We start from the raw sequence: 21,192 nt of genomic DNA, 5'->3' as shown, positions 1-21,192 counted from the left end.
CCTTTCTTGCAGGTCTCACGTGCCCGGGGCACGCCACATGGATTGGGTGACGCCCTCGGCCACCAGCGCGCGCTGCGCGGCATAGGCGCGTTGCCAGCGGTCGCTTGCCTCGTCGTAGAGGTCGCGCAGCGCGCGGTTCGGTTGGTATTCATCTTCGATGCAGGACCATGCCGCGCCTGCGTCCTTCAGCGAGCCGAACTGGCCGGACCCGGTCGCGGCCGCTGCCGCACAGCCAAGCGCGGTGGCTTCCTTCACCTTCGAAGTGGCGACCGGCAGGCCGGTAACATCCGCAAGGATTTGCGCCCAATGCTGGGATTTCGATGCGCCTCCGGCAAAGACGATGCGCGCGGGGCGCTCGCCGGTCAGGGCGAAGACCGCCTCGAGATTGCGATGCGCGACGATGGCGGCATTCTCCTGCAAGGCGCGAAAGATCGCGGCGGGCCCGGATTTCTCGGGATCGAGCGAAAGGTTGAGCAGCGACGGGGCCGCGTGGATCCATTCGTGGTAGCGCATCACGTCGGACAGGATCGGGATGATCCCATGCGCACCGGGCGGCACCTCCTTCGAGGCGGCTTCCAGCTCGGAATACCCCTTGCCCTGCCCGAAGGCGTCGCGGAACCAACGCATCGCTGCCCCGGTGAAGAAGCTGATCGCTTCGGCCTGATTGAGATGCGAGACCACATGCGGGTTGATCCGGAGTTTCATGCTCGGGTCGGTCAGGGTCAGCGGGACATTGACCACCTGCTGCCAGAACGTGCCGCCGAGCACCGCGCAATCGCCATTCCCGACAATCCCGAGCCCTAGTCCCCCGGTTTGGCAATCGCCGCCACCCGCCACGACCAGCGTACCAGGCGCGAGCCCGGTCTCCTCTGCCGCCGCGCCTGTTACCGTGCCCACGCATTCTCCGGTCACGACGCCGCGCGGGAAGATGTCGCTGCGCAGCCCCAGTTTCTCCATCGCGTCGCCAAGCACCTTGCGATCTGCGAGGCCGATCAGCCCGGTCGTCCCGGCATTTGACGGCTCGGAAGTGAGTTCTCCCGAAAGCCGATAGAGCACCCAATCCGACAGCATCGTCAGGGCCCGGGCCCGGTCGAGCACCTCGGGCATGTGCCGGCGCAGCCAGATCAGCCGGGGGAGGGCTCCAAGCGCGTAGGTTTGCCCCGAGCGCGCATAGATGTCTTCCTCCAGCCCCGGATAGTCCCGCTTGAGTTCGCGGACCTCGGCATCGGCGCGCGCATCGACATTCGCACAGGCCCAGATTTCCGCACCGCTCTCGTCATGCAGAACGAAGGCCTCGCGCATCGCCGTGGCGCTGACCGAGACGATATCCTTTGGATCGACACCGGACTTCGCGATCACCTCGCGGCAGCAGCGGGCCAGCGCTGCCCAGTTGCCTTCCGTGTCGAAATCCATCGAGCCAGGATAGCGCGGGTCGCTGGCGTGCCACCATTCCTGCCCGGCGGTCGCGATCTCGGCGCCGGTCTCGTCGAACAGGACGGCCCGCCCGCTGCCGGTGCCAGCGTCGAAGGCGAGAAAATAGCGCATGTCAGTCCTCCGCGGCGTCGAGGAGCGACAGCGCGGTCGCCTCATCGGTCACCAGAATGTCGAGAATTTGGCCGCGCAGCGCGGCGAGGATCGGGGTCACCTTGTTTGGGCCCCCGGCGGCGCCGATTACCTGCTCGCAGTCGCGGAGCTGGACCAGATCGACGCCGATCACGCGCTCATGCAGCGGCAGCTCCATGTCCTGCCCGGTCCGGTCGTAGAACCGACAGAGCACATCGCCACGTGCACCGCTGCGGCGCAGTGGCTCGATTTCGCCTGCGGTAATATAGCCTTGCGCAACCACGGTCGCCTGTTCCGAGATGCCGCCTATCCCGACCAGCTTGTAATCGGCCGCGATCGCCTGGTTGAGCAAGGACGAGATCGCAGGCTCTCGCAGCAGGGCGGCGGCCAGTTCCGGCGTCGAGACGACGAGCGGCGCGGGGATGATGTTCGGCGTGCGGTCCCAATGTGCCTCGCGCATCCCCTGCACATAGGTCTGCACGCCGCCCGTCAGCGAAAACAGCTCGATCCGGCGCTCCTGCACCACATGGCCGAGCACCCGGATGGCGTTCGACACGGTGGCGCCCCAGCCGACCGCAAGACTGTCGCCGGGCGCGAGTTTCTGCATGAGGTAATTCGCCGCCGCCTGTCCGATCCGCGCGTCGACATCTGATCCGGCGCTGTCGGGGATCACGCGGCAATCCTTGAGGCGGAATCGCTCCTGCAGACGGGTCTCGATGTCGAGGCAGCCTTGCTGGCGCGAATTTATCCGCACTTCGATCAGCCCGGAGGCGCGTCCGGCATCGAGCAACCGCGATACCTTGATGCGCGAGAGGTTGAGCTGATGCCCGACTTCGCTCTGCGTGAGCCCGTCATTGTAATAGAGCCAAGCGACCCGCGCGAGCAGGGCTTCGTCCGTTTCGTTCGGCGCTAGCTCTTCCATGACGATCGGTCCTCCGAAGTGGTGGGGCAATGTTCAAATAACTCGTTACAAAAACATATGAACAAGTCAATAACTCAAAAACGCCGCATCGCAGCATAAAAAATAAGCTAAAAATTGTTGACAGCGAGTATATCGGATGAACAGATGTCATCACGACAAACAGATGAACATTCGAGGAGACGGGATGTTGATCGAGGGAGGCGCTATGACATCTGTGCTCGCCGAGCTTGGCCGGGTTTCTAAAAGCTACGGCGGCGTGCCCGTGCTTAAGGGCGTGGATTTCGCGGTGCGTGCCGGGGAAATCCATGCGCTTCTGGGCGGCAATGGTGCGGGTAAGTCCACCTTGATGAAAATCCTCGCAGGTCTGGTCGCGCCGACGGCAGGGCGGGTCTCCATTGGTGGAGCGCCACTGCATCCCGCGACGCCCGCGCAGGCGCAGGCGATGGGGCTGTATCTGGTGCCGCAAGAGGCGCATATCTTCCCCAATCAAAGCGTTCTGGAGAATATCTGCATTGGCCTGCCGCGCCGGGCAGAGGCTTATCGCGCGCGCATTGGCGAGCTGATCGCGGATCTTGGCGTCGCGCTGTCGCCCGATGCCAAGGCCGCGACCCTCGAGATCGCAGACCGACAGATCGTGGAAATCCTGCGGGGCCTCGTGCGCGAGGCGAAGGTGCTGATCCTTGACGAGCCGACCTCGGCGCTTACTCCGCATGAGGTGGACACGCTCTTCGATCGAATGCGGGCGCTTCGCGCGACAGGTCACGGGCTCGTCTTCATTTCGCACAAGCTGCACGAGTTGCGCGCGGTCAGCGACCGGATCACGGTGCTGCGCGACGGCTATGTCGTGCACAGCGCGAAGATGGCCGAAAGCAACGATGCGGAGATTCTCGCCGCGATGAGTCCCGGTGTCGCGGCCCTGCGCGACCGCCGCGCCGACAGGACCCGCGCCGAGCGCAAGACGCTCGAAGTCGCGGGGCTACGGGGCGAAGGCTTTGTCGATATCTCTTTCGATGTGCATCACGGAGAAGTTCTCGGTCTGACCGGGGTCGTCGGGGCAGGGCGCACCGAACTGGCTGAAACCCTCGTCGGACTGCGGCCGCGTGCTGGCGGTAAGGTCGCACTCGAGGGCCGCGCTTTCGTCGCCCGGACACCGCGCGACGCGGTGCGTGAGAATGTCGTGCTGCTGTCCGAAGACCGGCAGCAATACGGGCTCTTTCTCGATGCGCCACTTTACTGGAATACCTCTTCGCTCGTGCATTATCTGCTGCCCTTCCTGCTGCGGCCTGGCACAGAGCGCGCGCGCTTCGAAGGTTATCGCAAGACGCTTGGGATCAAATGCGAGACGGCGGAGCAACCGGTGCGCAGCCTTTCGGGTGGAAACCAGCAAAAGGTTCTGCTGTCGAAATGCCTCGCCGCAATGCCGCGGGTTCTGATCCTCGACGAGCCGACGCGCGGCGTCGATGTGGGCGCGCGCAACGATATTTACGAACTGATCGAACAGCTGGCCGACGCAGGCACGGCGGTGTTGCTGATCTCTTCTGATTTCGACGAGGTCGTGCGCCTGTCGGACCGGATCGCGGTAATGGCGGGCGGGCACCTCGCCGGCGAGCTTCCGGGCGGAAGCAGCACCGACGAGATCGCCGAACTGGCCTTCGAATCCAAGGAGGCCGTCCATGCTTGAACGGATCGCCCGCGAACGTGTCGCGACCTTGTTCCTCGTCACGCTGATCGTGCTGTTGCTTGTCGGTGCGGCGGCGCCTGGGTTCCTCTCGGCGCGCACCGCTTCGATCATCTGGTCGAACGGCCTGGTGCTGATGCTCGTGGCGCTGGGGATTTTTCCAGTGATCCTGACGCGCAATATCGACGTCTCGGGCGGCTCGGTGCTCGGGCTCTCGGCGGTGACGCTGGGCCTGACGGTGAACGCAGGGGCGTCGCTCCCGGTGGCGATCGCGGCCGCGCTTGGCGCGGGCGTGGCAGCGGGCGCGCTCAATGGAGGGCTCGTGGCGCTGCTTGGCGTGCCCTCCATCGTGGCCACGCTTGGCACGCTTGGCCTGTTCCGCGGCGTGATGCTGATCGCCACCGGCGGCGAGTGGATCGAGGAGCTGCCGCAAGGCGTCAAGGACCTCTCCGGCAAAGGTTTCCTAGGGCTGTCGGCGGTGGGTGTCGTAGCGCTCGCGCTGATCGCGGCGGTCTGGTTGGTGCTGCGCACCCGGCGCGGACGCTGGATCTTCGCGGTAGGTGACAACCGCGAGGCAGCGCGCCATCTGGGCCTGCCGGTGCGCCGGATCGAGTTTCTCGCCTTTGTCTGGGCGGGCGCGATGTATGCCATCGCGGGTATCGCCTTTGCGGCGCAGATCGGCTTCGTGCCCAATCAGGCTGGCTCGGGGATGGAACTGCGCGCGATCGCGGCGCTCGTGCTGGGCGGGATCAGCCTGCTGGGCGGCGTCGGATCGGTTGCCGGGGTTGTGATCGGCGTGATCTTCTTCACCTCGATCAACACCGCGCTCGTCTTCCTCAAGATCCCGGCCTACTGGAACGACCTCATCGGCGGAGCGATGCTGCTCGCCGTGCTGCTGATCGACGGTCGACTGCGGATCGCGCTGGAAGCGCGCGACCGCGCGGCGCGTTACCGCCGAGGCGAAACGCCCCCACCCAAAACCCGTGATCTGGAGGAAGCGGCATGAAGCGTCTCGTGATGCGCTGGGAGGTCCTGTTGCTCGGGCTTCTGGTCCTTGAGCTCGTGGTGTTCGGCGCCATCAATCCGCGCTTCCTCAAGTTGAGTTCGCTGCTCTATGGCACCTCGGATTTCGTGCATGTCGGGATCGTCGCGGTGCCGCTGACGCTCGTCATCATCGCTGGCGGGATCGACGTGAGCTTCGCCTCCACCGTCGGGCTCTGTGCGATCACTTTCGGGATTGCCAATTTCTTCGGGATGCCGCTTCCGGTTTCGCTTGCGGTGGGCTTCGCGACGGGTGCGCTCGCGGGGCTGCTGAACGCGACGATCATCCGGCTCACGCGGCTGCAACCGCTCGTGGTGACGCTTGGCGCGCTCTATATGTTCTCGGGCGCGGCCACGGTGCTCTCCGGCGTCGTCGGCGCGAACGGCTATGACGGCATCGGCGGCTTCCCGGCGGCCTTCACCGGGCTTGGCTACCAGATGATCCTCGGCCTGCCGATGCCGCTTTTCGTGTTCCTCGCCTTCTCGCTGGTGATGCTGGTTCTGCTGCATGTCACGCGCTTCGGGCGTCTGGTGTTCCAGATCGGCCAGAACGAATCCGCCGCGCGCCACGCGGGCATGCCCGTCGCTCGGGTGCAGCTGCTGACCTATGTCATTACCGGGCTTGCCGCCGCGCTCGCGGGGCTGCTGCTGTCGGCCTATTTCGGCTCGGCGCGGGTCGATCTGGGCAAGGCAACGCTGCTGCCCGCGATCACCGCCGCCGTTCTCGGAGGCGCCTCGATCTATGGCGGTCAGGGCTCGGTCATCGGCACCATCATCGCCACTTTCATCATCGGTTACCTGCAGCAGGGCCTGCAGATGAGCGGTGTTCCCAGTCAGGTTTCCAGCGCGTTGTCCGGAGCGCTGCTGGTTGTCGTCGTCGCAATGCGCCACGGGGCGTCCTTGCTGCGCGAGTTCATTCCGGTGCGGCCGCGTCCGTCAGAATGACGCGTCCAGAGAGTTCAGAGGAGGAGAACTGAAATGCGTAAATCGACCAAATGGGTGATGGGCACCCTTGCGGTAGGGATGCTGATGGCCAATTCGGCCGCGGCCGAGGACATCGCCTTCATTCCGAAGCTTGTCGGGGTGGGCTACTTCACGTCGGGCGGCAAGGGCGCTGTCGACATGGGCAAGAAGCTTGGCGACAACGTCACTTATGACGGGCCGACCGAACCCAGCGTGTCAGGGCAGGTTCAGTTCGTGAACAACTTCGTCAATCAGGGCTACAAGGCGGTGATCCTCGCCTCGGTCTCGCCCGATGGCCTTTGCCCGGCGCTCAAGCAAGCGATGGCGCGCGACGTGCTGGTGATGACCTGGGACTCGGATGTGAACCCGGATTGCCGCTCCTACTACATCAACCAGGGCACGCCCGCGCAGTTGGGCGGCATGCTGGTGGACATGGCATCCGACGGGCTGAACGGCAAGGACAAGGCCAAGGTCGCCTTCTTCTATTCCTCGCCGACCGTGACCGACCAGAACGCCTGGGTCGCGGCCGCGAAGGAGAAGATCGCGAAGGAGCATCCCGGCTGGGAAATCGTGACCACGCAGTACGGCTATAACGACGCGCAGAAATCGCTTCAGACCGCAGAGGGCATCCTCAGCGCCTATCCCGATCTCGACGCGATCATCGCGCCCGATGCCAACGCGCTTCCCGCCGCAGCCCAAGCTGCCGAAAATCTGGACAAGGCTGGCAAAGTGACGATCGTGGGCTTCTCGACACCCAACGTGATGCGCCCCTATGTGAAGCGCGGAACGGTTGCGCGCTTCGGCCTGTGGGACGTGACCCAGCAGGGTGCGATCTCGGTGGCGGTCGCCGATCACGTGCTCAAGAACGGGCCGCTTCAGGTCGGTGACACGATGGATGTGCCCGGCATCGGCGAAGTGAAGGTCTCGCCCAACTCGGTGCAAGGCTACGATTATGAAGCCAAGGATAACGGCATCGTTTTGCTGCCCGAACGCACCGTGTTCACCAAGGATAATATCGACAACTTTGATTTCTGATCCCCAGTGATCGCACCTAGCGGGGGCGCGGCGACGCGCCCTCGCAAACACGTTGAAAAAGGAGCCTCCCATGCAATCGCGCTGGAACGACGCCGACGCCCATTCATTCGCTGAGGCTGCTGAAGCGGCAGGCCAACCCGCGGCACTGGGGCTGCGCGTCTATAGCTCGCGTCTGATCGGACAGAACCCTGAACTGGTGCTGCATGGCGGTGGTAATACATCGGTCAAGATTCCCGATGCGCCGGGCGGCGCGATCATTCATGTGAAGGGGTCGGGGTGGGACCTCGGCGATATCGAAGCGCCGGGCCTCCCGGCGATGCGATTGGAGCCGCTGCTGGAGACGCGGTCCATCCCGTATATGTCGGACGAAGAGATGGTGGCGTTCCTGCGCAGCCAGCTGCTCGACCCGACCGCGCCGAATCCTTCGGTAGAGGCGCTGCTGCACGCCTATATGCCGCAGGCATTCGTCGATCATTGCCATGCAACGGCGATCCTCGCGCTGGCCGATCAAGAGAACATGGAGACGGTGGTGCGCGATCTCTATGACGGTCGGGTCGGCTTCGTGCCCTACGTCATGCCCGGCTACGCGCTCAGCCATGCGTGCAAGGATGCGCTTGCTCGCGACCCGCATATGGAAGGCCTCTGGCTCGAGAAGCACGGGCTGTTCACCTTCGCCGAGACCGCGCGCGAGAGCTATGAGCTGACGATCGAGTTCGTTAGCGCCGCCGAAGCGTTTCTCGCGTCGCAAGGGATCACTGTGGAGGGTCCGCAGTCCAATGACGCGCCGGTCCCCGATGATCTGGTCTCTGCGCTGACCCGGGCCCTCGCCGCGCAGGGAGCGCTTGGCGCCGAGCCCGTGGTAGACTTCCGCACGACACCTGCGATCCGGCGCTATCTCTCGCGCGAGGATTTGTCGGAGCTGGCAATGCGTGGCACAGCGACCCCGGACCACGTGATACGTATCAAACCCTTCCCGCTGATCGTGGAGGTCGGGGACGATGTCGCGGCGATCGAGCGCAAGCTCGCGGGTTACGCCGATCGCTATCAGGCCTATTTCGAGCGCAACGCGCCCCATGCTTCCGAGCCGAAGACCATGCTCGATCCTGCGCCGCGCGCGGTGCTTGTGCCAGGCGAGGGGCTTTTTGCAGTCGGTGCGAACGAGAAAGCGGCGCGCATCGCAGGCGATCTGCTGGAGCAGACGGCGCGTATCGTGAACGCGGCGGAAGAGTTCGGGCGCTTCGCCCCGATTTCCGAGCGCGAGCTGTTCGACATGGAATACTGGTCCCTCGAACAGGCGAAGCTGAAGAAGTGAGGGAAAGCGTGAGCGCTTAGACAAACGGCATTATTGGATAGTGCGACAAGCTTCGGTTGAGTGCTTGCCATGGACTTCGTGGCGAGTATCGACCTGAGATGAGCACCGTCAATGCAGCGAATGTCTGCTCTCGCCCAAAAACGACCGAGCCCTTGGCGCGGGCAACAGAAGTGAGAGCCCTCACGTTCGGCTCGTGTCGTTGGGGGCTGCGGGCGTCATGCCCGATTGCTGCCGGGAAATTTGGGCGGGTGAGGTTCTGCGCTCTGCTTGATCGCCCGTCCCTTGCGGCCGCATCCATAGGGCGTGCCCTCAGGGCGTCGCTCTTTTCGTTAGAGGAGAAGTCTAATGAACGACCGAGTAACGTTGGATGGCCTGAGGCGCATGCTGCGCTCTTTCTACATGATCGAGTCCATCTTCCGATTTTCCTGCGCGCTGAGCGAGAGATGGCGGAGATGGAGGCCGAGCTTGCGGCTATAGAGCGGGCGAAAGCGATCCTTCGACTCGACGAGGATGAATGCCCTGATAGTCCGGGAACGTGATCCGCAAAGTGTTACCTTTGCGAATCTGATCCGGTCCGCAATTAGCTGGTTTAGCTATAAAAAAAGGAGAGTGGCTGGGGCGGTAGGATTCGAACCTACGGTGCGCGGTACCAAAAACCGGTGCCTTACCACTTGGCTACGCCCCAACTTGGGGGCTATCTAGCCAAGCTCGCGCGGGGCTTCAAGAGGAAAATCCGACAAATTTCGATTGCGCGTCATGCGCCGCTACGGCAAGCGAGGCGGCATGGAAAAATGCGATGTTGTGATACTCGGCGCGGGCGCTGCCGGGCTGATGGCCGGGATCGAGGCGGCGCGGCGCGGGCGGTCGGTGCGCGTGCTCGACCACGCACGGCGCCCGGGCGAGAAGATTCGAATCTCCGGCGGCGGGCGGTGCAACTTCACCAACCGGCTACTGACCCGGCAGAATGCGACCGAACGCTTCCTGTCGCGCAATCCCCGCTTCGCTCTCTCGGCGCTGTCGCGCTATACGCCTGCGGATTTCATCGCGCGGTTGGATGCGGCAGGGATCGCGTGGCACGAGAAACATCTCGGCCAGCTGTTCTGCGACGGGAAGGCTACGCAGATCATCGACCTGCTGCTGCGCGATCTGCGTGCGGCAGGGGGCGAGCTGTCGCTCGAGACCTCGATCGACCGGGTGGAGCGCGAGGGCGAAGGTTTCCTGGTGACGACCTCGCAAGGCCCGATCCGCGCGGCTTCGGTGATTGTGGCGACGGGCGGCAAGTCGATCCCGAAGATGGGGGCGTCGAGCCTCGGCTACGAGATCGCGCAGCGCTTCGGCCTCGAGATCGTCGAGACGCGCCCCGCTCTGGTGCCCCTGACCTTCGCCGAGCAGGATCTCGCGCGCACCGCGCCGCTGTCCGGCCTCGCGCGGCCCGTCGATCTGCGGCTCGGCAAGACGCATTTCGCCGAGGATCTGCTGTTCACCCATCGCGGGCTGTCCGGCCCTGCAATCCTGCAGATATCCAGCTATTGGCGCGAGGGCGACACGCTCAGGGTCGATCTCGCGCCAGGCGATGACATCGCGGGGGCGCTGGCTGAGCAGCGCGACGCGGCGGGCCGGCAGGCGCTGCACAATGCGCTTGCGCGGCATCTGCCGGAGAAGCTCGCGCAATTTGTGGTGGCGGAGGCAAAGCTCAAGGGGCGGCTGGCCGAGCAATCGAACAAGGATCTGGCCAAGCTCGACGATCAGATTCATCGCTGGCAGGTGCGGCCCGTGGGCTCGGAAGGTTATCGCACGGCGGAGGTCACGCTGGGCGGCGTGTCCACCGATGCGCTCGACGCGAAGACGATGGAAGCCAAGCAGGTGCCAGGGCTCTATTTCATCGGCGAGGTGGTCGATGTCACCGGCTGGCTCGGTGGCTACAACTTCCAGTGGGCCTGGGCGTCCGGCTGGGCGGCGGGGCAGGTGGCCTAAGCGGCCTCCCCTTCCTCTTGGGGGAAATATCCCGGGGGGCCGAAGGGCGGGGGCAGAGCCCCCTCCCCGGGCCGATCCCGGCGCGGCCGCTTCCTTACCGCCCGACCGCAACGTAATCCGCGAAGCCCGCCTTCCTGACGTCCTTCTCGGAGTAGATGTTGCGCAGGTCGGCCATGCGCGCGGTCTCCATCGTCGTCGCGATCTTCTGCAGATCGAGCGCGCGGAACTCGTTCCACTCGGTCAGGATCACCACGCAATCGGCCTTCTCGGCTGCCGCATAGGCGTCATCCATCCAGGACACGCCCGGCAGCAGCGCTTCGCCCTCGCGCTTGCCCTGCGGGTCGACCACACGGACCTTCGCGCCGCCGCCCACCAGTGCGGGCACGATGGTCAGGGCAGGGGCCTCGCGCATGTCGTCGGTGTTCGGCTTGAAGGTCACGCCATAGACCGCGATCGTCTTGCCATTGACCGAGCCGCCGCAGAGATCGACGACCTTCTCGATCATCCGCCGCTTGATGTCGTCATTCACCTTGATGACGGTTTCGACGATCTCCATCGGGCAGGAGTAGTCCTGACCGATCCGCGCGAGCGCCGCCGTGTCCTTCGGGAAACACGAACCGCCGTAGCCCGGGCCCGCATGCAGGAACTTGTTGCCGATCCGGCCGTCGAGCCCCATGCCGCGCGAGACCTGCTTGATATCCGCGCCGGTCTTCTCGCAGAGCCGCGCGATCTCGTTGATGAAGGTGATCTTCGTCGCGAGAAATGCGTTCGCCGCGTATTTGATCATCTCGGCGGTTTCCAGATCGGTGTAGAGGATCGGGAATTCGCGCAGGAAGAGCGGGCGGTAGATCTCACCCATCACAGCCTCGGCCTTCTCGGAGGTGGTGCCGACGACGACCCGGTCGGGCCGCATGAAATCGTCGATCGCCGCGCCCTCGCGCAGGAATTCGGGGTTGGAGGCCACGTCGAACTCGATGTCGGGACGGGTCTTGCGCACGACCTCCGCGACCTGACGGTTGGTGCCCACCGGCACGGTCGATTTCGTCACGATCACCGCATAGCCGGTCATCGCGTTGGCGATCTCCTCGGCGGCGGCCATCACATAGGTCAGGTCCGCATGGCCATCGCCGCGCCGCGTCGGCGTGCCCACCGCGATGAAGACCGCATCGGCGCCTGCAACGGCTTTCTTCAGGTCGGTGGTGAAGGAAAGACGCCCGCCTTCGACGTTCTTCACCATCAAATCGTCGAGGCCCGGCTCGTAGATCGGCACGCGGCCGCCCTCGAGCATTTCGATCTTCGCGGGGTTCTTGTCGACGCAAACGACCTCATGGCCGAAATCGGAGAAACACACCCCCGAAACCAGGCCAACATAGCCCGTGCCGATCATCGCGATTTTCATATTCTCGTCCTTGCCTGTGCTATGTCGATGCCTTGATTCCCGGGCGGCGAAGATGCAAGCCATTTCCCGGCAAGTTCTGGTAATTCTTCTCAGAATCCGCGCCGCTCAAGAAGCGCAGAATGGTGCCATGTGCCGCGTTAGACACGAATTGTGGGCATTTCATGCAATAAACGTGCCAAAGTGCAACAGTCTTCGCCTCTGCGTGAATGGGCCGTGTAATTCACTCTTTGCAATCCCGGGAAGCTGTGTAAGTCTCGCCGGGAAGCTGCCAGAAAACCCGGCGGCTCCCTACGGTAATGACGGAGATTACTATGAAAAAGATCGCTACCATCGCCCTGGCCCTCGGCCTCACCGGTTCGACCGCTTTCGCCGGTGGCTACACCGCTCCGGTCGTCGAGCCCGAGCCCGTCGTGGTTGAGCAGTCGTCGTCCTCGAACGCCGGCATCATCATCCCGGTTCTGCTGCTGATCGGCGTTGCTGTCGCAGCCTCGAACAACTAATTTCGGTTAACACCGAATTGGAAGAGGCCGGACGTTAGCGTTCCGGCCTCTTTCATTTCCGGAGATACGGGGTAGGGCCTGACGCTCCGGGGACAGGAAAAGCCCGCGCTTGGCGCGGGTTTTTCTTTTGCGGAAAGAGGAGGGATCCGCCCGAGCGGGGCACCGGATCGCGCGCCGCATGACAGATCCCGTCCTCTCGGGAAAAGCAAAACTGGACGTCGGGGCATCCGCCGGGTAAATCCGCTCTGGACTGCGTGAGAGGGAGCCCCGCATGAGCCAGAGATTCACCCGCCGTGAGAGTTTCGCCCTTGCCGCAGGCGCCGCCGCTCTGGCCGCGCCGCCCGTGTTGGCCGACGAGCCGGAGGTCACTCTGCGACTCCACCAGTTCCTGCCGCTGACCAGCTTCGTGCCCGCCCATATCCTCACACCGTGGATCAAGGCGGTCGAGGAGGCGACGCAGGGCCGGGTTCGCATCCAGCACTACCCCTCCATGCAGTTGGGCGGGAAACCGACCGATCTCGTCGATCAGGTCACCGATGGGGTGGTCGACATTGTCTGGACACTGCCGGGCTACACGCCGGGACGGTTCCCGCGCACCGAGGTGATGGAGCTGCCCTTCATGGTCGCCGAGGCCGAGGCGGCCTCCGCAGCGCTGTGGGAATTGGCGCAAGCGAAGATGATCGACACGGATTTTCGCGACTTCCATCTTCTGGGCACCTGGGTGCACGGGCCGGGCGTGATCCACGCGAACAAGGCGGTGCGGAACATTCCCGATTTCGAGGGGCTGAAACTGCGCGGGCCTTCGCGGGTGACGACGAAGCTGCTGGAGCATTTCGGCGCGACGGCAGTCGGGATGCCGGTGCCTTCTGTGCCCGAGGCGCTTTCCCGCGGGACGATCGATGGGGCGCTTTTGCCTTGGGAGGTGTCCGCCTCGCTGCATATCGGCGAGCTGGTCCACCATCACACGCAATTCGCCGGGCCGTCGATCTACACCGCGAGCTTCATCCTCGCGATGAACAAGGAGCGCTACGCCGCGCTCGATCCCGAACTGCAAGCCGCGATCGACAGCGTCTCCGGCGCCGACTTCTCGGCGCAGGCGGGCCGTTTGCAGCAGGCCGAGGATATCCCCTCGCGTCAGGCCGCGATGGATCTGGGCAACGAGATCATCACGATCCCGGCCGAGGATACACCTATGTGGAGAGACGCCTCGCAGCCCGTGATCGACGCATGGGTCGCCGAGATGAAAGAGAACGGCGTGCCGGGCGATGAGCTACTGGAAACCGCGCGCGCCCTGATCGAGAAACACCTGTTCTGAGCATGGCTCGCGGCGCGATCGAGAGGGCGGCGCAGGGGCTCGCGCTGCTCGGCGGGCTGGTGCTATTGGCGCTGGTCGTGATGACCTGTCTCTCCAGCCTCGGCGCGCTCGGCTTGAAGGGCGCGCAAGGCGGTTGGCTCCCCGGGGGCGTTGGGATAGGCCCGTTCAAGGCAGGTTTCGAGATCGTCGAACTGAGCCTGCCTGCCATCGTCTACGCTATGATCCCCTTGGTGCAACTGCGCCACGCCCATGCGCGGGTCGAGATCCTGCGTGGCCGTTCGGCGCGCTGGCTTGACCTGTTCTGGCAGTTGGTGGCGGCGGTGTTGTTCGCTGTGATCGCGTGGCGGATCGGATTGGGTATGGGGGCGAAGATGCGCTCGGGCACCACGACCTTCCTGCTGGGGCTGCCGCTCTGGTGGGGCTATGCGGCCTGCTTGCCCGGCGCATGGGGCTCAGCCGTGGTGGCCACGTGGAACGGCTGGCGGCTTGCGGCTGGCGGGGGATACCATGAGTGATTTCGCCCTCGCATTGACCTCTTTTCCACTATTGCTGCTGATGATCGCGCTGCGCGCGCCGATCGGGCTGGCCATGCTGATCTTGGGCGCAGGCGGGCTCTGGGCGCTGACCGGAAGCCCGCAGATCTGGCTCGCCAAGATGAAGAACGAGGGGTTTTCGACCTTCGCCCATTACGAGCTGTCTGTGATCCCGATGTTCCTGCTGATGGGGCAATTCGCGACCCAGGGGGGGATGAGTCGCGCGCTGTTTCGCGCCGCGGACGCGCTGATCGGGCACCGGCGGGGCGGGCTGGCGATGTCAGCGATCGCAGCCTGCGCGGGCTTTGGTGCGATCTGCGGCTCCTCGCTCGCGACGGCGGCGACGATGGGGCGTGTGGCACTGCCCGAGATGCGGGCGGCGGGCTATTCGAGCGCGCTCGCCACCGCGACGCTCGCGGCGGGCGGCACGCTCGGCATCCTGATCCCGCCCTCGATCGTACTGGTGATCTTCGCGATCCTCACCGAGCAGAACATCGCGACGCTCTTCGCCGCCGCCGTGCTGCCGGGGTTGCTGGCCGTTCTGGGCTACGTGATCGCGACGCGCGCCTACCTGATCCGGCATCCTGACGCCGCCGGCGCTCCGCGCGCTGCGCTCAATTGGGCCCAACGTGTGCGGGCGCTGATTGGAATCTGGCCAGTGATCGCGATCTTCGCGCTCGTCGTGGGTGGCATCTATGGCGGCATCGTCTCGCCCACCGAAGGTGCGGCCATCGGCGCGGCGCTGACTGGGATCGCCGCCTGGGCCTCGGGGGGCTTGCGCGGAGGCGGGCTGGTGCGCGCCCTTTTGGAGACCGCGCAGACGACCGGGATGGTGTTCTTCATCATCCTTGGCGCGGCGGTCTATAACGGGTTCCTCGGCTTCGCGCGCTTCCCGCAGGAACTCGCGCAGATGATCACCGGCGCGGGGGTGTCTCCGTGGGCTGTGCTGATCGCGATGCTGGTTCTTTATCTCGTCCTCGGTTGCTTCATGGACAGCCTCTCGATGATCCTGCTGACTGTGCCGACCTTCTGGCCGATCGTCGCGGGGCTCGATTTCGGCCTCGACCCGCAGGCACTCGCGATCTGGTTCGGGGTGCTGGTGCTGATCGTGGTCGAGGTCGGGCTGATCACGCCGCCCGTGGGCATGAACCTCTTCGTCATTTCCGCCATCGAAGGGCAGGGGCCGGGCCGCGCGAGCTGGGGCGCGGTCAGCTGGTTCGTCTGCGCCGATCTGATCCGGATCGCGCTGATCGTAGCGATCCCGGCGCTAGCGCTTCTGCCGCTCTGATACGGGAGAACAAAAGAGCGGTGATTTCTGCGCGCTTCTGTGCGAGCATAACCCGGAGGAGGACCGCCCATGACCGAGATTACCAGCGATTTCAAAGGGCAGACCGTGATCTGCACCTTCGAGATGACGCCCGCCACAGCCGACGAATTGATGGAGAAGCTGCAAGCCGCCTATGCCGAGGTGATCTCGAAAGCGCCCGGTTTCATCGGCGCGGGGCTGCATATGAACGACGCGCGCACGCGGATCGCGACCTATTCCAAATGGCACGAGCGCGGCGACTATCAGGCGATGCTGCGCAGCCCCGAGATGATCGAGCGCAACCGGGTCATCTACACGCTCTGCCGCAATTTCGAGCCGGTGATGTACGAAGTTTCCGCCGATTTCTGACTGGCGCGCAGGGGGCGCTGCGCTGCCGAAATAGGCGCGCGAAGAGGGAACTTCAGAACGCGCCTCGCGTTGATGTGAAAAGACATATCGGAGTGAAATCATGGAAAGCGTTCTGCAAGCAATCGGCACGGTCGGCCTGATCCTTCTCGTGCTCGCAGGTCTTCTGGCGGGCTGGATCGCGAGCGTCGTCTCGGGCGGACGTCACAAAGCCGCCTATCTGGCGATCGGCGTCGTCGGCGCCCTCATCACCCCGTTCATCGTGGCCCTTCTGGGCGGAGCGGTGCTTGCGGCGGGCGGCCTGCTTGCGATAATCGCCATCGCGCTTGTCGGGGCGGTGATCGTGCTGATCATCGGCAAGATGATCCTCGACTGACGCATGCGGCGCGGGTCAGGGCAAGGGCCCGCCCCGCGCCATCCACCATCCCAGCTTCAGGTAGGCGAAGCCTTCGCGGGCGCGGGCCTTCGCGCTTGCGCGGTGCGTGGGGCAATCCGCGCGTGCCCGCAGCCCCATCCGGCGCGCGATCATCACCGCGCGCGGTGCGTGGTAGGGATCGGTGACGATGGTTACCTCGTCGCCATCCAGATGCGCCTGCGCGAAGCCGATATTCTCGTAAGTGCTGGTCGAGCGATCTTCGAGAAGGATCGCCTCAGAATCCACACCTTCCGCGCGCAATATCCGGGCCATCACTTCCGCCTCGCTCGGTGGATACCGCCCGACACCCCCGCAGCAGATCACCCGCTCCGCCGCGCCCGCGTGCCATAGCGTAGCCGCGTGCCGCGTGCGCCGTAGCAAGGTGGGGGACGGGGCGCCCTCCGCCCAGACCGCCGCGCCGAGGATCAAAATCGCTCTCATTTCGTTGAGCTAAAGATCCGCACGTCCGGCGACAAGGCCGGGAGTTATGTTAAGATCACGAAAAAGGGAGGTTATCATGCGTTTCATGTTTCTTGCCGCGCTGCTTGTTGCCGCGCCTGTTCTGACCGCGCCCGCTTTCGCCGAGCCGGTGAATATTCGCCCGGACGTTATGTCCGTGACCGTGGAGACTGCCAAGGGGCCGGTCGAGATCAAGCGGATTCAGGATAACGAGAACAAGCTGGAAGGCGAGTGGGCAAAGACCTCGCGCCCCTGTCCGAATTTCTGCATCCAGCCGATGATCCCGGCGCCGGGTGTGACCCCGGTGGGTGAACTGGAGATGATGGAGTTTCTCAAGGATCCCAACGTGGTGGTCGTCGACGGACGTGTGACCCGCGATTTTGAGGGCGGTGCGATCCCGGGCGCGATCAACATTCCCTACATGGAAGCACCCGACCGTCTGGGCGAGCTTGGCTGCCAGCCGGATTTCGAGGGCTTCATCTGCGATGGTCCGGACGTGAAATCGGTCGCGCTTTACTGCAACGGTCCGTGGTGCGGCCAGTCGCCGACAGCCGCGCGCCGGATGATCGAAGCCGGTTTCCCGGCGGAAAAGATCTATTACTACCGCGGCGGGATGCAGCAATGGCGGCTGCTGGGCTTGACGGTCAGCGGCGGCTGACCCTCATCCTCCGGATTCTGCGCAAGGGTAGGCTTCGCCATCGGGAAGCCGACAAAGCGCGTTGAAGAAGCCGCTGGAAAGTCGATCATAGCTGAGCATTCTGTGGTCCCGGTCGCGGGACTCGAGATAATCGCTGCACGACGCGAGGTAGTATAGCTCGCGTCGTTCGTCTTTCGCGTACCATTGGGTGAACGCGGCGCTGGCCGCACTAATGAGATCGCCCGAGCGGCCCATTTCGGCCTCGAACGCGGTCGCGATATCGGCCTGCATTGGCCAGGTCGCCAGCGCGTTCCAGGTGTCGGGCATCCCGGCTTTGCGCAAATCCCAGGCGACAGCGAGACTGTAGGTGGTGGCATCGGCCTCCATCGCGAAGATCGCGCGGGCGTTTTCCTTCATCGACAGGTTCGGCTCGGGGCAGGAGCCGTGGAATTTCTGCTCCAGATGGCGCAATTCGTGAATCAGAACTGCCTTTTGCAAGGCGGGTGCCATATCGGTGGCGATCACGAGCCGGGAGGAGCGCGGCTCGAAATATCCCCGCGCATCGTGCAGCGTGTCGGCAACACACAGCTCTCTAGCGTCTCGAAAGAGCGCAACATGAAGGCTCGGCCAGCGGTCGAGAGCGGGACGCAGCTGATCGACGATGGTTGCGACCTCGGGGGGATCGTCGAATGGCGGTGCGGCGCAGGTTAGGGTCTGGGCCTGCGCGGGCAGGGCGAGCGCACCGAGCCAGAGGCTCAGCAAGAGGCGCCGGACAAGCCTCACCGCCCCTTCCGCCGCTTCACACCCCCGCGCTGGCCCGGGCGACCCGCAGTAGACCGGCCCGTCGCCTTGACCGCGGCCTCGCTTGCTGCTTCCACTGCGGACTGTCGTGCGAGCGGGTCGTCGTGGACGGCGAGGTCCACCGCTTCGAGACGTTTCACCTCGTCGCGCAGGCGGGCGGCTTCCTCGAATTCCAGATCTTCGGCGGCCTTGCGCATCTTCGCGCGCATGTCGTCCAGATGAGCCTGAAGGTTGGCCCCCGGCTTCACCGCATCGACCTTGGCGGTCACGCGCGACATGTCGGTGTCGCCCTGATAGAGGCCCGCCAGAACGTCATCGACATTCTTCTTGATCGTCTCGGGCGTGATGCCGTGTTCCTCGTTATAGGCGATCTGCTTGGCGCGGCGGCGGTCGGTCTCGTCCATCGCGCGCTGCATCGAGCCGGTGATCCTGTCGGCATACATGATGACCCGCCCCTCGGAGTTCCGCGCGGCGCGGCCGATGGTCTGGATCAGCGAGGTTTCCGAGCGCAGGAAGCCCTCCTTGTCGGCATCGAGGATCGCGACCAGCCCGCATTCGGGAATGTCCAGACCCTCGCGCAGCAGGTTGATCCCGATCAGCACGTCGAACGCGCCCAGGCGAAGGTCGCGCAAGATCTCGATCCGCTCGATCGTGTCGATGTCGGAGTGCATGTAGCGCACGCGAACGCCCTGCTCGTGCAGGTATTCGGTCAGATCCTCGGCCATGCGTTTGGTCAGCGTGGTGACCAGCGTGCGATAGCCGCGCGCCGCGACGGTGCGGATTTCATCGAGCACGTCGTCTACCTGCGTCTCGACCGGGCGGATCTCCACGACCGGGTCGAGGAGGCCCGTGGGGCGAATGACCTGTTCGGTGAAGACGCCGCCTGTCTGTTCCAGCTCCCATGCGGCGGGCGTCGCCGAGACGAAAACCGACTGCGGGCGCATCGCATCCCATTCCTCGAACTTGAGGGGGCGGTTATCCATGCAAGACGGCAGGCGGAAGCCGTGTTCTGCCAGCGTGAACTTGCGCCGATAGTCCCCGCGATACATGCCGCCGATCTGGGGCACGGTGACGTGGCTCTCGTCGGCGAAGACGATCGCGTTGTCGGGGATGAATTCGAACAGGGTGGGCGGCGGCTCACCGGGTGCGCGACCCGTGAGATAGCGCGAATAGTTCTCGATCCCGTTGCAGACGCCGGTCGCCTCCAGCATCTCCAGGTCGAAATTCGTGCGCTGTTCGAGGCGCTGCGCCTCCAGCAGCTTGCCTTCCTCTTCCAGCTGCTTCAGCCGGAGCGCCAGCTCCTTGCGGATGCCCTTGGCCGCTTGCTGCAGGGTCGGGCGTGGTGTGACGTAGTGGCTGTTCGCGTAGATGCGGATCTGGTCGAAACTGTCGGTCTTCGCGCCCGTTAGCGGGTCGAACTCCGTGATCGCCTCCAGCTCTTCGCCGAAGAAGGAGAACCGCCAGGCGCGGTCCTCCAAGTGGGCGGGCCACAGATCGACCGTGTCGCCCTTCACCCGGAACGCGCCGCGCTGGAAGGCCGCGTCGAGGCGTTTGTACTGTTGCGCCACCAGCTCGTTGATGAACTTGCGCTGCTCGATCAGGTCGCCGGTCTTGAGATCCTGCGTCATCGCCGAATAGGTCTCGACTGAGCCGATGCCGTAGATGCACGAGACCGAGGCCACGATGATCACGTCGTCACGTTCCAGAAGCGCCCGGGTGGCCGAGTGGCGCATCCGGTCGATCTGCTCGTTGATCTGTGATTCCTTCTCGATATAGGTGTCCGAGCGCGGCACGTAGGCTTCGGGCTGGTAGTAGTCGTAATATGAGACGAAATATTCCACCGAGTTTTCGGGGAAGAAGCTCTTGAACTCGCCGTAGAGCTGCGCGGCCAGGGTCTTGTTGGGCGCGAGGATGATCGCGGGGCGCTGAGTCTCCTCGATCACCTTTGCCATGGTGAAGGTCTTGCCGGTCCCGGTCGCCCCGAGCAGCACCTGATCGCGCTCCATCGCCTCGACCCCGGAAGACAGCTCTGCAATCGCGGTGGGCTGGTCGCCGGCCGGAGCGTACTGAGTGTGCATCACGAACCGCTTGCCGCCTTCCAGCTTGGGGCGGGTAAGCACATCGGGGCGTTCGGTGGGCAGATTGGTATTGTTGTGGGGCATCGGGCAGACCTTTTGCTTGCTCCCCAGATTTGTCCTCTTTTCGTTCGCATTCAAGGGTTTGCGAGGGAGGTTGAGAAAAGCTTAATGCGCGCTGTCGGATTGTCCATATTTAACAGAGGCTTGTGGCGGAGTTCGGCCTGGGGTCGCGACGGTCCGGCGGAGCGTCTTTTGCCTCTTGGGGCGTGTCCGACCGCCGAGCGGCGCGTCACCCTGAGCTTGCCCTCCGGTCGGTCCGCAGGTCCGCCACCTTCTTTGTGCAAAGCCGATGCCCGGGCAACAGCGGCGGGCGGTCTTCCTTCCTTCCCGCTGCACCCTGCATAATCGCCGCGCATCCGTTGCCATTGCGCTCCGGGGCTTGCGATTTGTTGCAGATGCACTAAGAAAAGCCAGAGGTATCGCAGAGGAGTTTGCCCATGCGCGCGCGCATCTACCAACCCGCCCGCAACGCCATGCAATCGGGCAACGCGAAGACGCGGTTCTGGTATCTCGACTACGTCGCTGCCGACGCTCGCGAAATCGACCCGCTGATGGGCTGGACCAGCTCGAACGACACGCAGGCGCAGGTACGGCTGCGCTTCGAGACACGCGAAGCGGCGGAAGCCTATGCCAAGGAAAAGGGCATCGATTACGTCGTGACCGAGCCGCATAAGCGCGCCCCGAATGTGCGCGCTCGCGGCTACGGCGAGAACTTCGCCACCGACCGCCGCGCGAACTGGACGCATTGAGGGGCCAGGTCATCACCAACGAATGACGAGAACGGCGTTGCGGTGGCAGCGCCGTTTTGCGTTTCAGGGGCCACCCGGCCACCGCC

General features: G+C 64.4%; 20 protein-coding genes and 1 tRNA gene. 14 read left to right on the top strand and 7 right to left on the bottom strand.

Features of this window, described 5'->3' with window-relative positions:
• Positions 1–15: 15 nt before the first annotated feature.
• Entirely contained in the window at positions 16–1,545 is a 1,530-nt protein-coding gene (gene lsrK / locus BMG03_RS15340) for an autoinducer-2 kinase (protein WP_075774275.1), read from the bottom strand.
• Position 1,546: 1 nt separating this feature from the next.
• Positions 1,547–2,485 (bottom strand): sugar-binding transcriptional regulator, encoded by a 939-nt coding sequence (locus BMG03_RS15335; RefSeq protein WP_075774276.1) that lies wholly within the window; start codon positions 2,483–2,485, stop codon positions 1,547–1,549.
• Positions 2,486–2,690: 205 nt separating this feature from the next.
• On the opposite strand from BMG03_RS15335, the gene lsrA reads away from it, so the two are divergent.
• The 5 genes from lsrA (at position 2,691) to BMG03_RS15310 (ending at position 8,514) form a co-directional block, all read left to right on the top strand.
• Positions 2,691–4,166: an autoinducer 2 ABC transporter ATP-binding protein LsrA gene (lsrA, locus tag BMG03_RS15330; protein WP_075774351.1), complete on the top strand. Its 1,476-nt coding sequence runs from the start codon at positions 2,691–2,693 to the stop codon at positions 4,164–4,166.
• Positions 4,159–5,169, top strand: a complete 1,011-nt coding sequence (locus tag BMG03_RS15325; RefSeq protein ID WP_075774277.1) for an ABC transporter permease subunit — start codon at positions 4,159–4,161, stop codon at positions 5,167–5,169. The genes lsrA and BMG03_RS15325 overlap by 8 nt, the downstream gene beginning before the upstream one ends.
• On the top strand, positions 5,166–6,149 hold the full coding sequence (locus tag BMG03_RS15320) for an ABC transporter permease subunit (RefSeq protein ID WP_075774278.1): 984 nt from the start codon (positions 5,166–5,168) through the stop codon (positions 6,147–6,149). The genes BMG03_RS15325 and BMG03_RS15320 overlap by 4 nt, the downstream gene beginning before the upstream one ends.
• A 33-nt stretch (positions 6,150–6,182) precedes the next feature.
• On the top strand, positions 6,183–7,202 hold the full coding sequence (lsrB, locus tag BMG03_RS15315) for an autoinducer 2 ABC transporter substrate-binding protein LsrB (RefSeq protein WP_075774279.1): 1,020 nt from the start codon (positions 6,183–6,185) through the stop codon (positions 7,200–7,202).
• A 70-nt stretch (positions 7,203–7,272) separates the two neighbouring features.
• The gene (locus tag BMG03_RS15310; protein WP_075774280.1) at positions 7,273–8,514 is read left to right on the top strand and encodes a class II aldolase/adducin family protein; all 1,242 of its coding nucleotides are present in this window, start codon (positions 7,273–7,275) and stop codon (positions 8,512–8,514) included.
• Between the two features lie 610 nt (positions 8,515–9,124).
• Here the strand turns inward: BMG03_RS15310 and BMG03_RS15305 are convergent.
• Positions 9,125–9,199: transfer RNA gene (locus BMG03_RS15305), tRNA-Gln, on the bottom strand.
• A gap of 98 nt (positions 9,200–9,297) precedes the next feature.
• On the opposite strand from BMG03_RS15305, the gene BMG03_RS15300 reads away from it, so the two are divergent.
• Positions 9,298–10,488 (top strand): BaiN/RdsA family NAD(P)/FAD-dependent oxidoreductase, encoded by a 1,191-nt coding sequence (locus BMG03_RS15300; RefSeq protein ID WP_075774352.1) that lies wholly within the window; start codon positions 9,298–9,300, stop codon positions 10,486–10,488.
• Positions 10,489–10,582: 94 nt separating this feature from the next.
• Here the strand turns inward: BMG03_RS15300 and BMG03_RS15295 are convergent, their stop codons facing one another.
• Complete coding sequence (locus BMG03_RS15295; RefSeq protein ID WP_075774281.1) at positions 10,583–11,887, bottom strand: UDP-glucose dehydrogenase family protein; 1,305 nt, start codon at positions 11,885–11,887, stop codon at positions 10,583–10,585.
• Between the two features lie 311 nt (positions 11,888–12,198).
• Here BMG03_RS15295 and BMG03_RS15290 point away from each other — a divergent pair, with 311 nt between their 5' ends.
• From BMG03_RS15290 to BMG03_RS15265, 6 genes are all read left to right on the top strand, one after another.
• Positions 12,199–12,387: a hypothetical protein gene (locus tag BMG03_RS15290; RefSeq protein ID WP_206184199.1), complete on the top strand. Its 189-nt coding sequence runs from the start codon at positions 12,199–12,201 to the stop codon at positions 12,385–12,387.
• Between the two features lie 271 nt (positions 12,388–12,658).
• Positions 12,659–13,702 carry a TRAP transporter substrate-binding protein gene (locus BMG03_RS15285; RefSeq protein WP_075774282.1) on the top strand — a complete coding sequence of 348 codons (1,044 nt, stop codon included), beginning with the start codon at positions 12,659–12,661 and terminating at the stop codon, positions 13,700–13,702.
• 2 nt (positions 13,703–13,704) lie between these two features.
• On the top strand, positions 13,705–14,217 hold the full coding sequence (locus BMG03_RS15280; protein WP_075774283.1) for a TRAP transporter small permease: 513 nt from the start codon (positions 13,705–13,707) through the stop codon (positions 14,215–14,217).
• A complete protein-coding gene (locus BMG03_RS15275) occupies positions 14,210–15,523 on the top strand; it encodes a TRAP transporter large permease (RefSeq protein WP_075774284.1) in 1,314 nt (437 codons plus the stop codon). The genes BMG03_RS15280 and BMG03_RS15275 overlap by 8 nt, the downstream gene beginning before the upstream one ends.
• Positions 15,524–15,592: 69 nt before the next feature.
• Positions 15,593–15,910, top strand: coding sequence for an antibiotic biosynthesis monooxygenase family protein (locus tag BMG03_RS15270; RefSeq protein ID WP_075774285.1), 318 nt, complete (start codon positions 15,593–15,595; stop codon positions 15,908–15,910).
• Positions 15,911–16,010: 100 nt separating this feature from the next.
• Positions 16,011–16,283 carry a hypothetical protein gene (locus BMG03_RS15265; RefSeq protein WP_075774286.1) on the top strand — a complete coding sequence of 91 codons (273 nt, stop codon included), beginning with the start codon at positions 16,011–16,013 and terminating at the stop codon, positions 16,281–16,283.
• A gap of 15 nt (positions 16,284–16,298) precedes the next feature.
• On the opposite strand, the gene BMG03_RS15260 is transcribed toward BMG03_RS15265, so the two are convergent.
• Positions 16,299–16,763, bottom strand: a complete 465-nt coding sequence (locus tag BMG03_RS15260) for a YdcF family protein (RefSeq protein ID WP_075774287.1) — start codon at positions 16,761–16,763, stop codon at positions 16,299–16,301.
• 76 nt (positions 16,764–16,839) lie between these two features.
• Here BMG03_RS15260 and BMG03_RS15255 point away from each other — a divergent pair, with 76 nt between their 5' ends.
• Positions 16,840–17,439, top strand: a complete 600-nt coding sequence (locus BMG03_RS15255; RefSeq protein ID WP_075774288.1) for a rhodanese-like domain-containing protein — start codon at positions 16,840–16,842, stop codon at positions 17,437–17,439.
• Positions 17,440–17,442: 3 nt separating this feature from the next.
• Here BMG03_RS15255 and BMG03_RS15250 read toward each other — a convergent pair whose 3' ends face one another.
• Together BMG03_RS15250 and uvrB are read right to left on the bottom strand one after the other, a co-directional pair.
• Positions 17,443–18,201, bottom strand: coding sequence for a DUF6782 family putative metallopeptidase (locus tag BMG03_RS15250; RefSeq protein WP_143597877.1), 759 nt, complete (start codon positions 18,199–18,201; stop codon positions 17,443–17,445).
• Entirely contained in the window at positions 18,198–20,381 is a 2,184-nt protein-coding gene (uvrB, locus tag BMG03_RS15245; RefSeq protein ID WP_075774290.1) for an excinuclease ABC subunit UvrB, read from the bottom strand. The genes BMG03_RS15250 and uvrB overlap by 4 nt, the downstream gene beginning before the upstream one ends.
• 413 nt (positions 20,382–20,794) lie before the next feature.
• On the opposite strand from uvrB, the gene BMG03_RS15240 reads away from it, so the two are divergent.
• Positions 20,795–21,106, top strand: coding sequence for an ETC complex I subunit (locus tag BMG03_RS15240; RefSeq protein ID WP_075774291.1), 312 nt, complete (start codon positions 20,795–20,797; stop codon positions 21,104–21,106).
• Positions 21,107–21,192 lie beyond the last annotated feature (86 nt).

The sequence above is a fragment of the Thioclava nitratireducens genome (assembly GCF_001940525.2).
In the GTDB taxonomy this organism is placed as follows: Bacteria; Pseudomonadota; Alphaproteobacteria; order Rhodobacterales; family Rhodobacteraceae; genus Thioclava; species Thioclava nitratireducens.
Note: the sequence above shows the minus strand (reverse complement) of the source record. Positions and strands in the feature narration are given on the sequence as shown.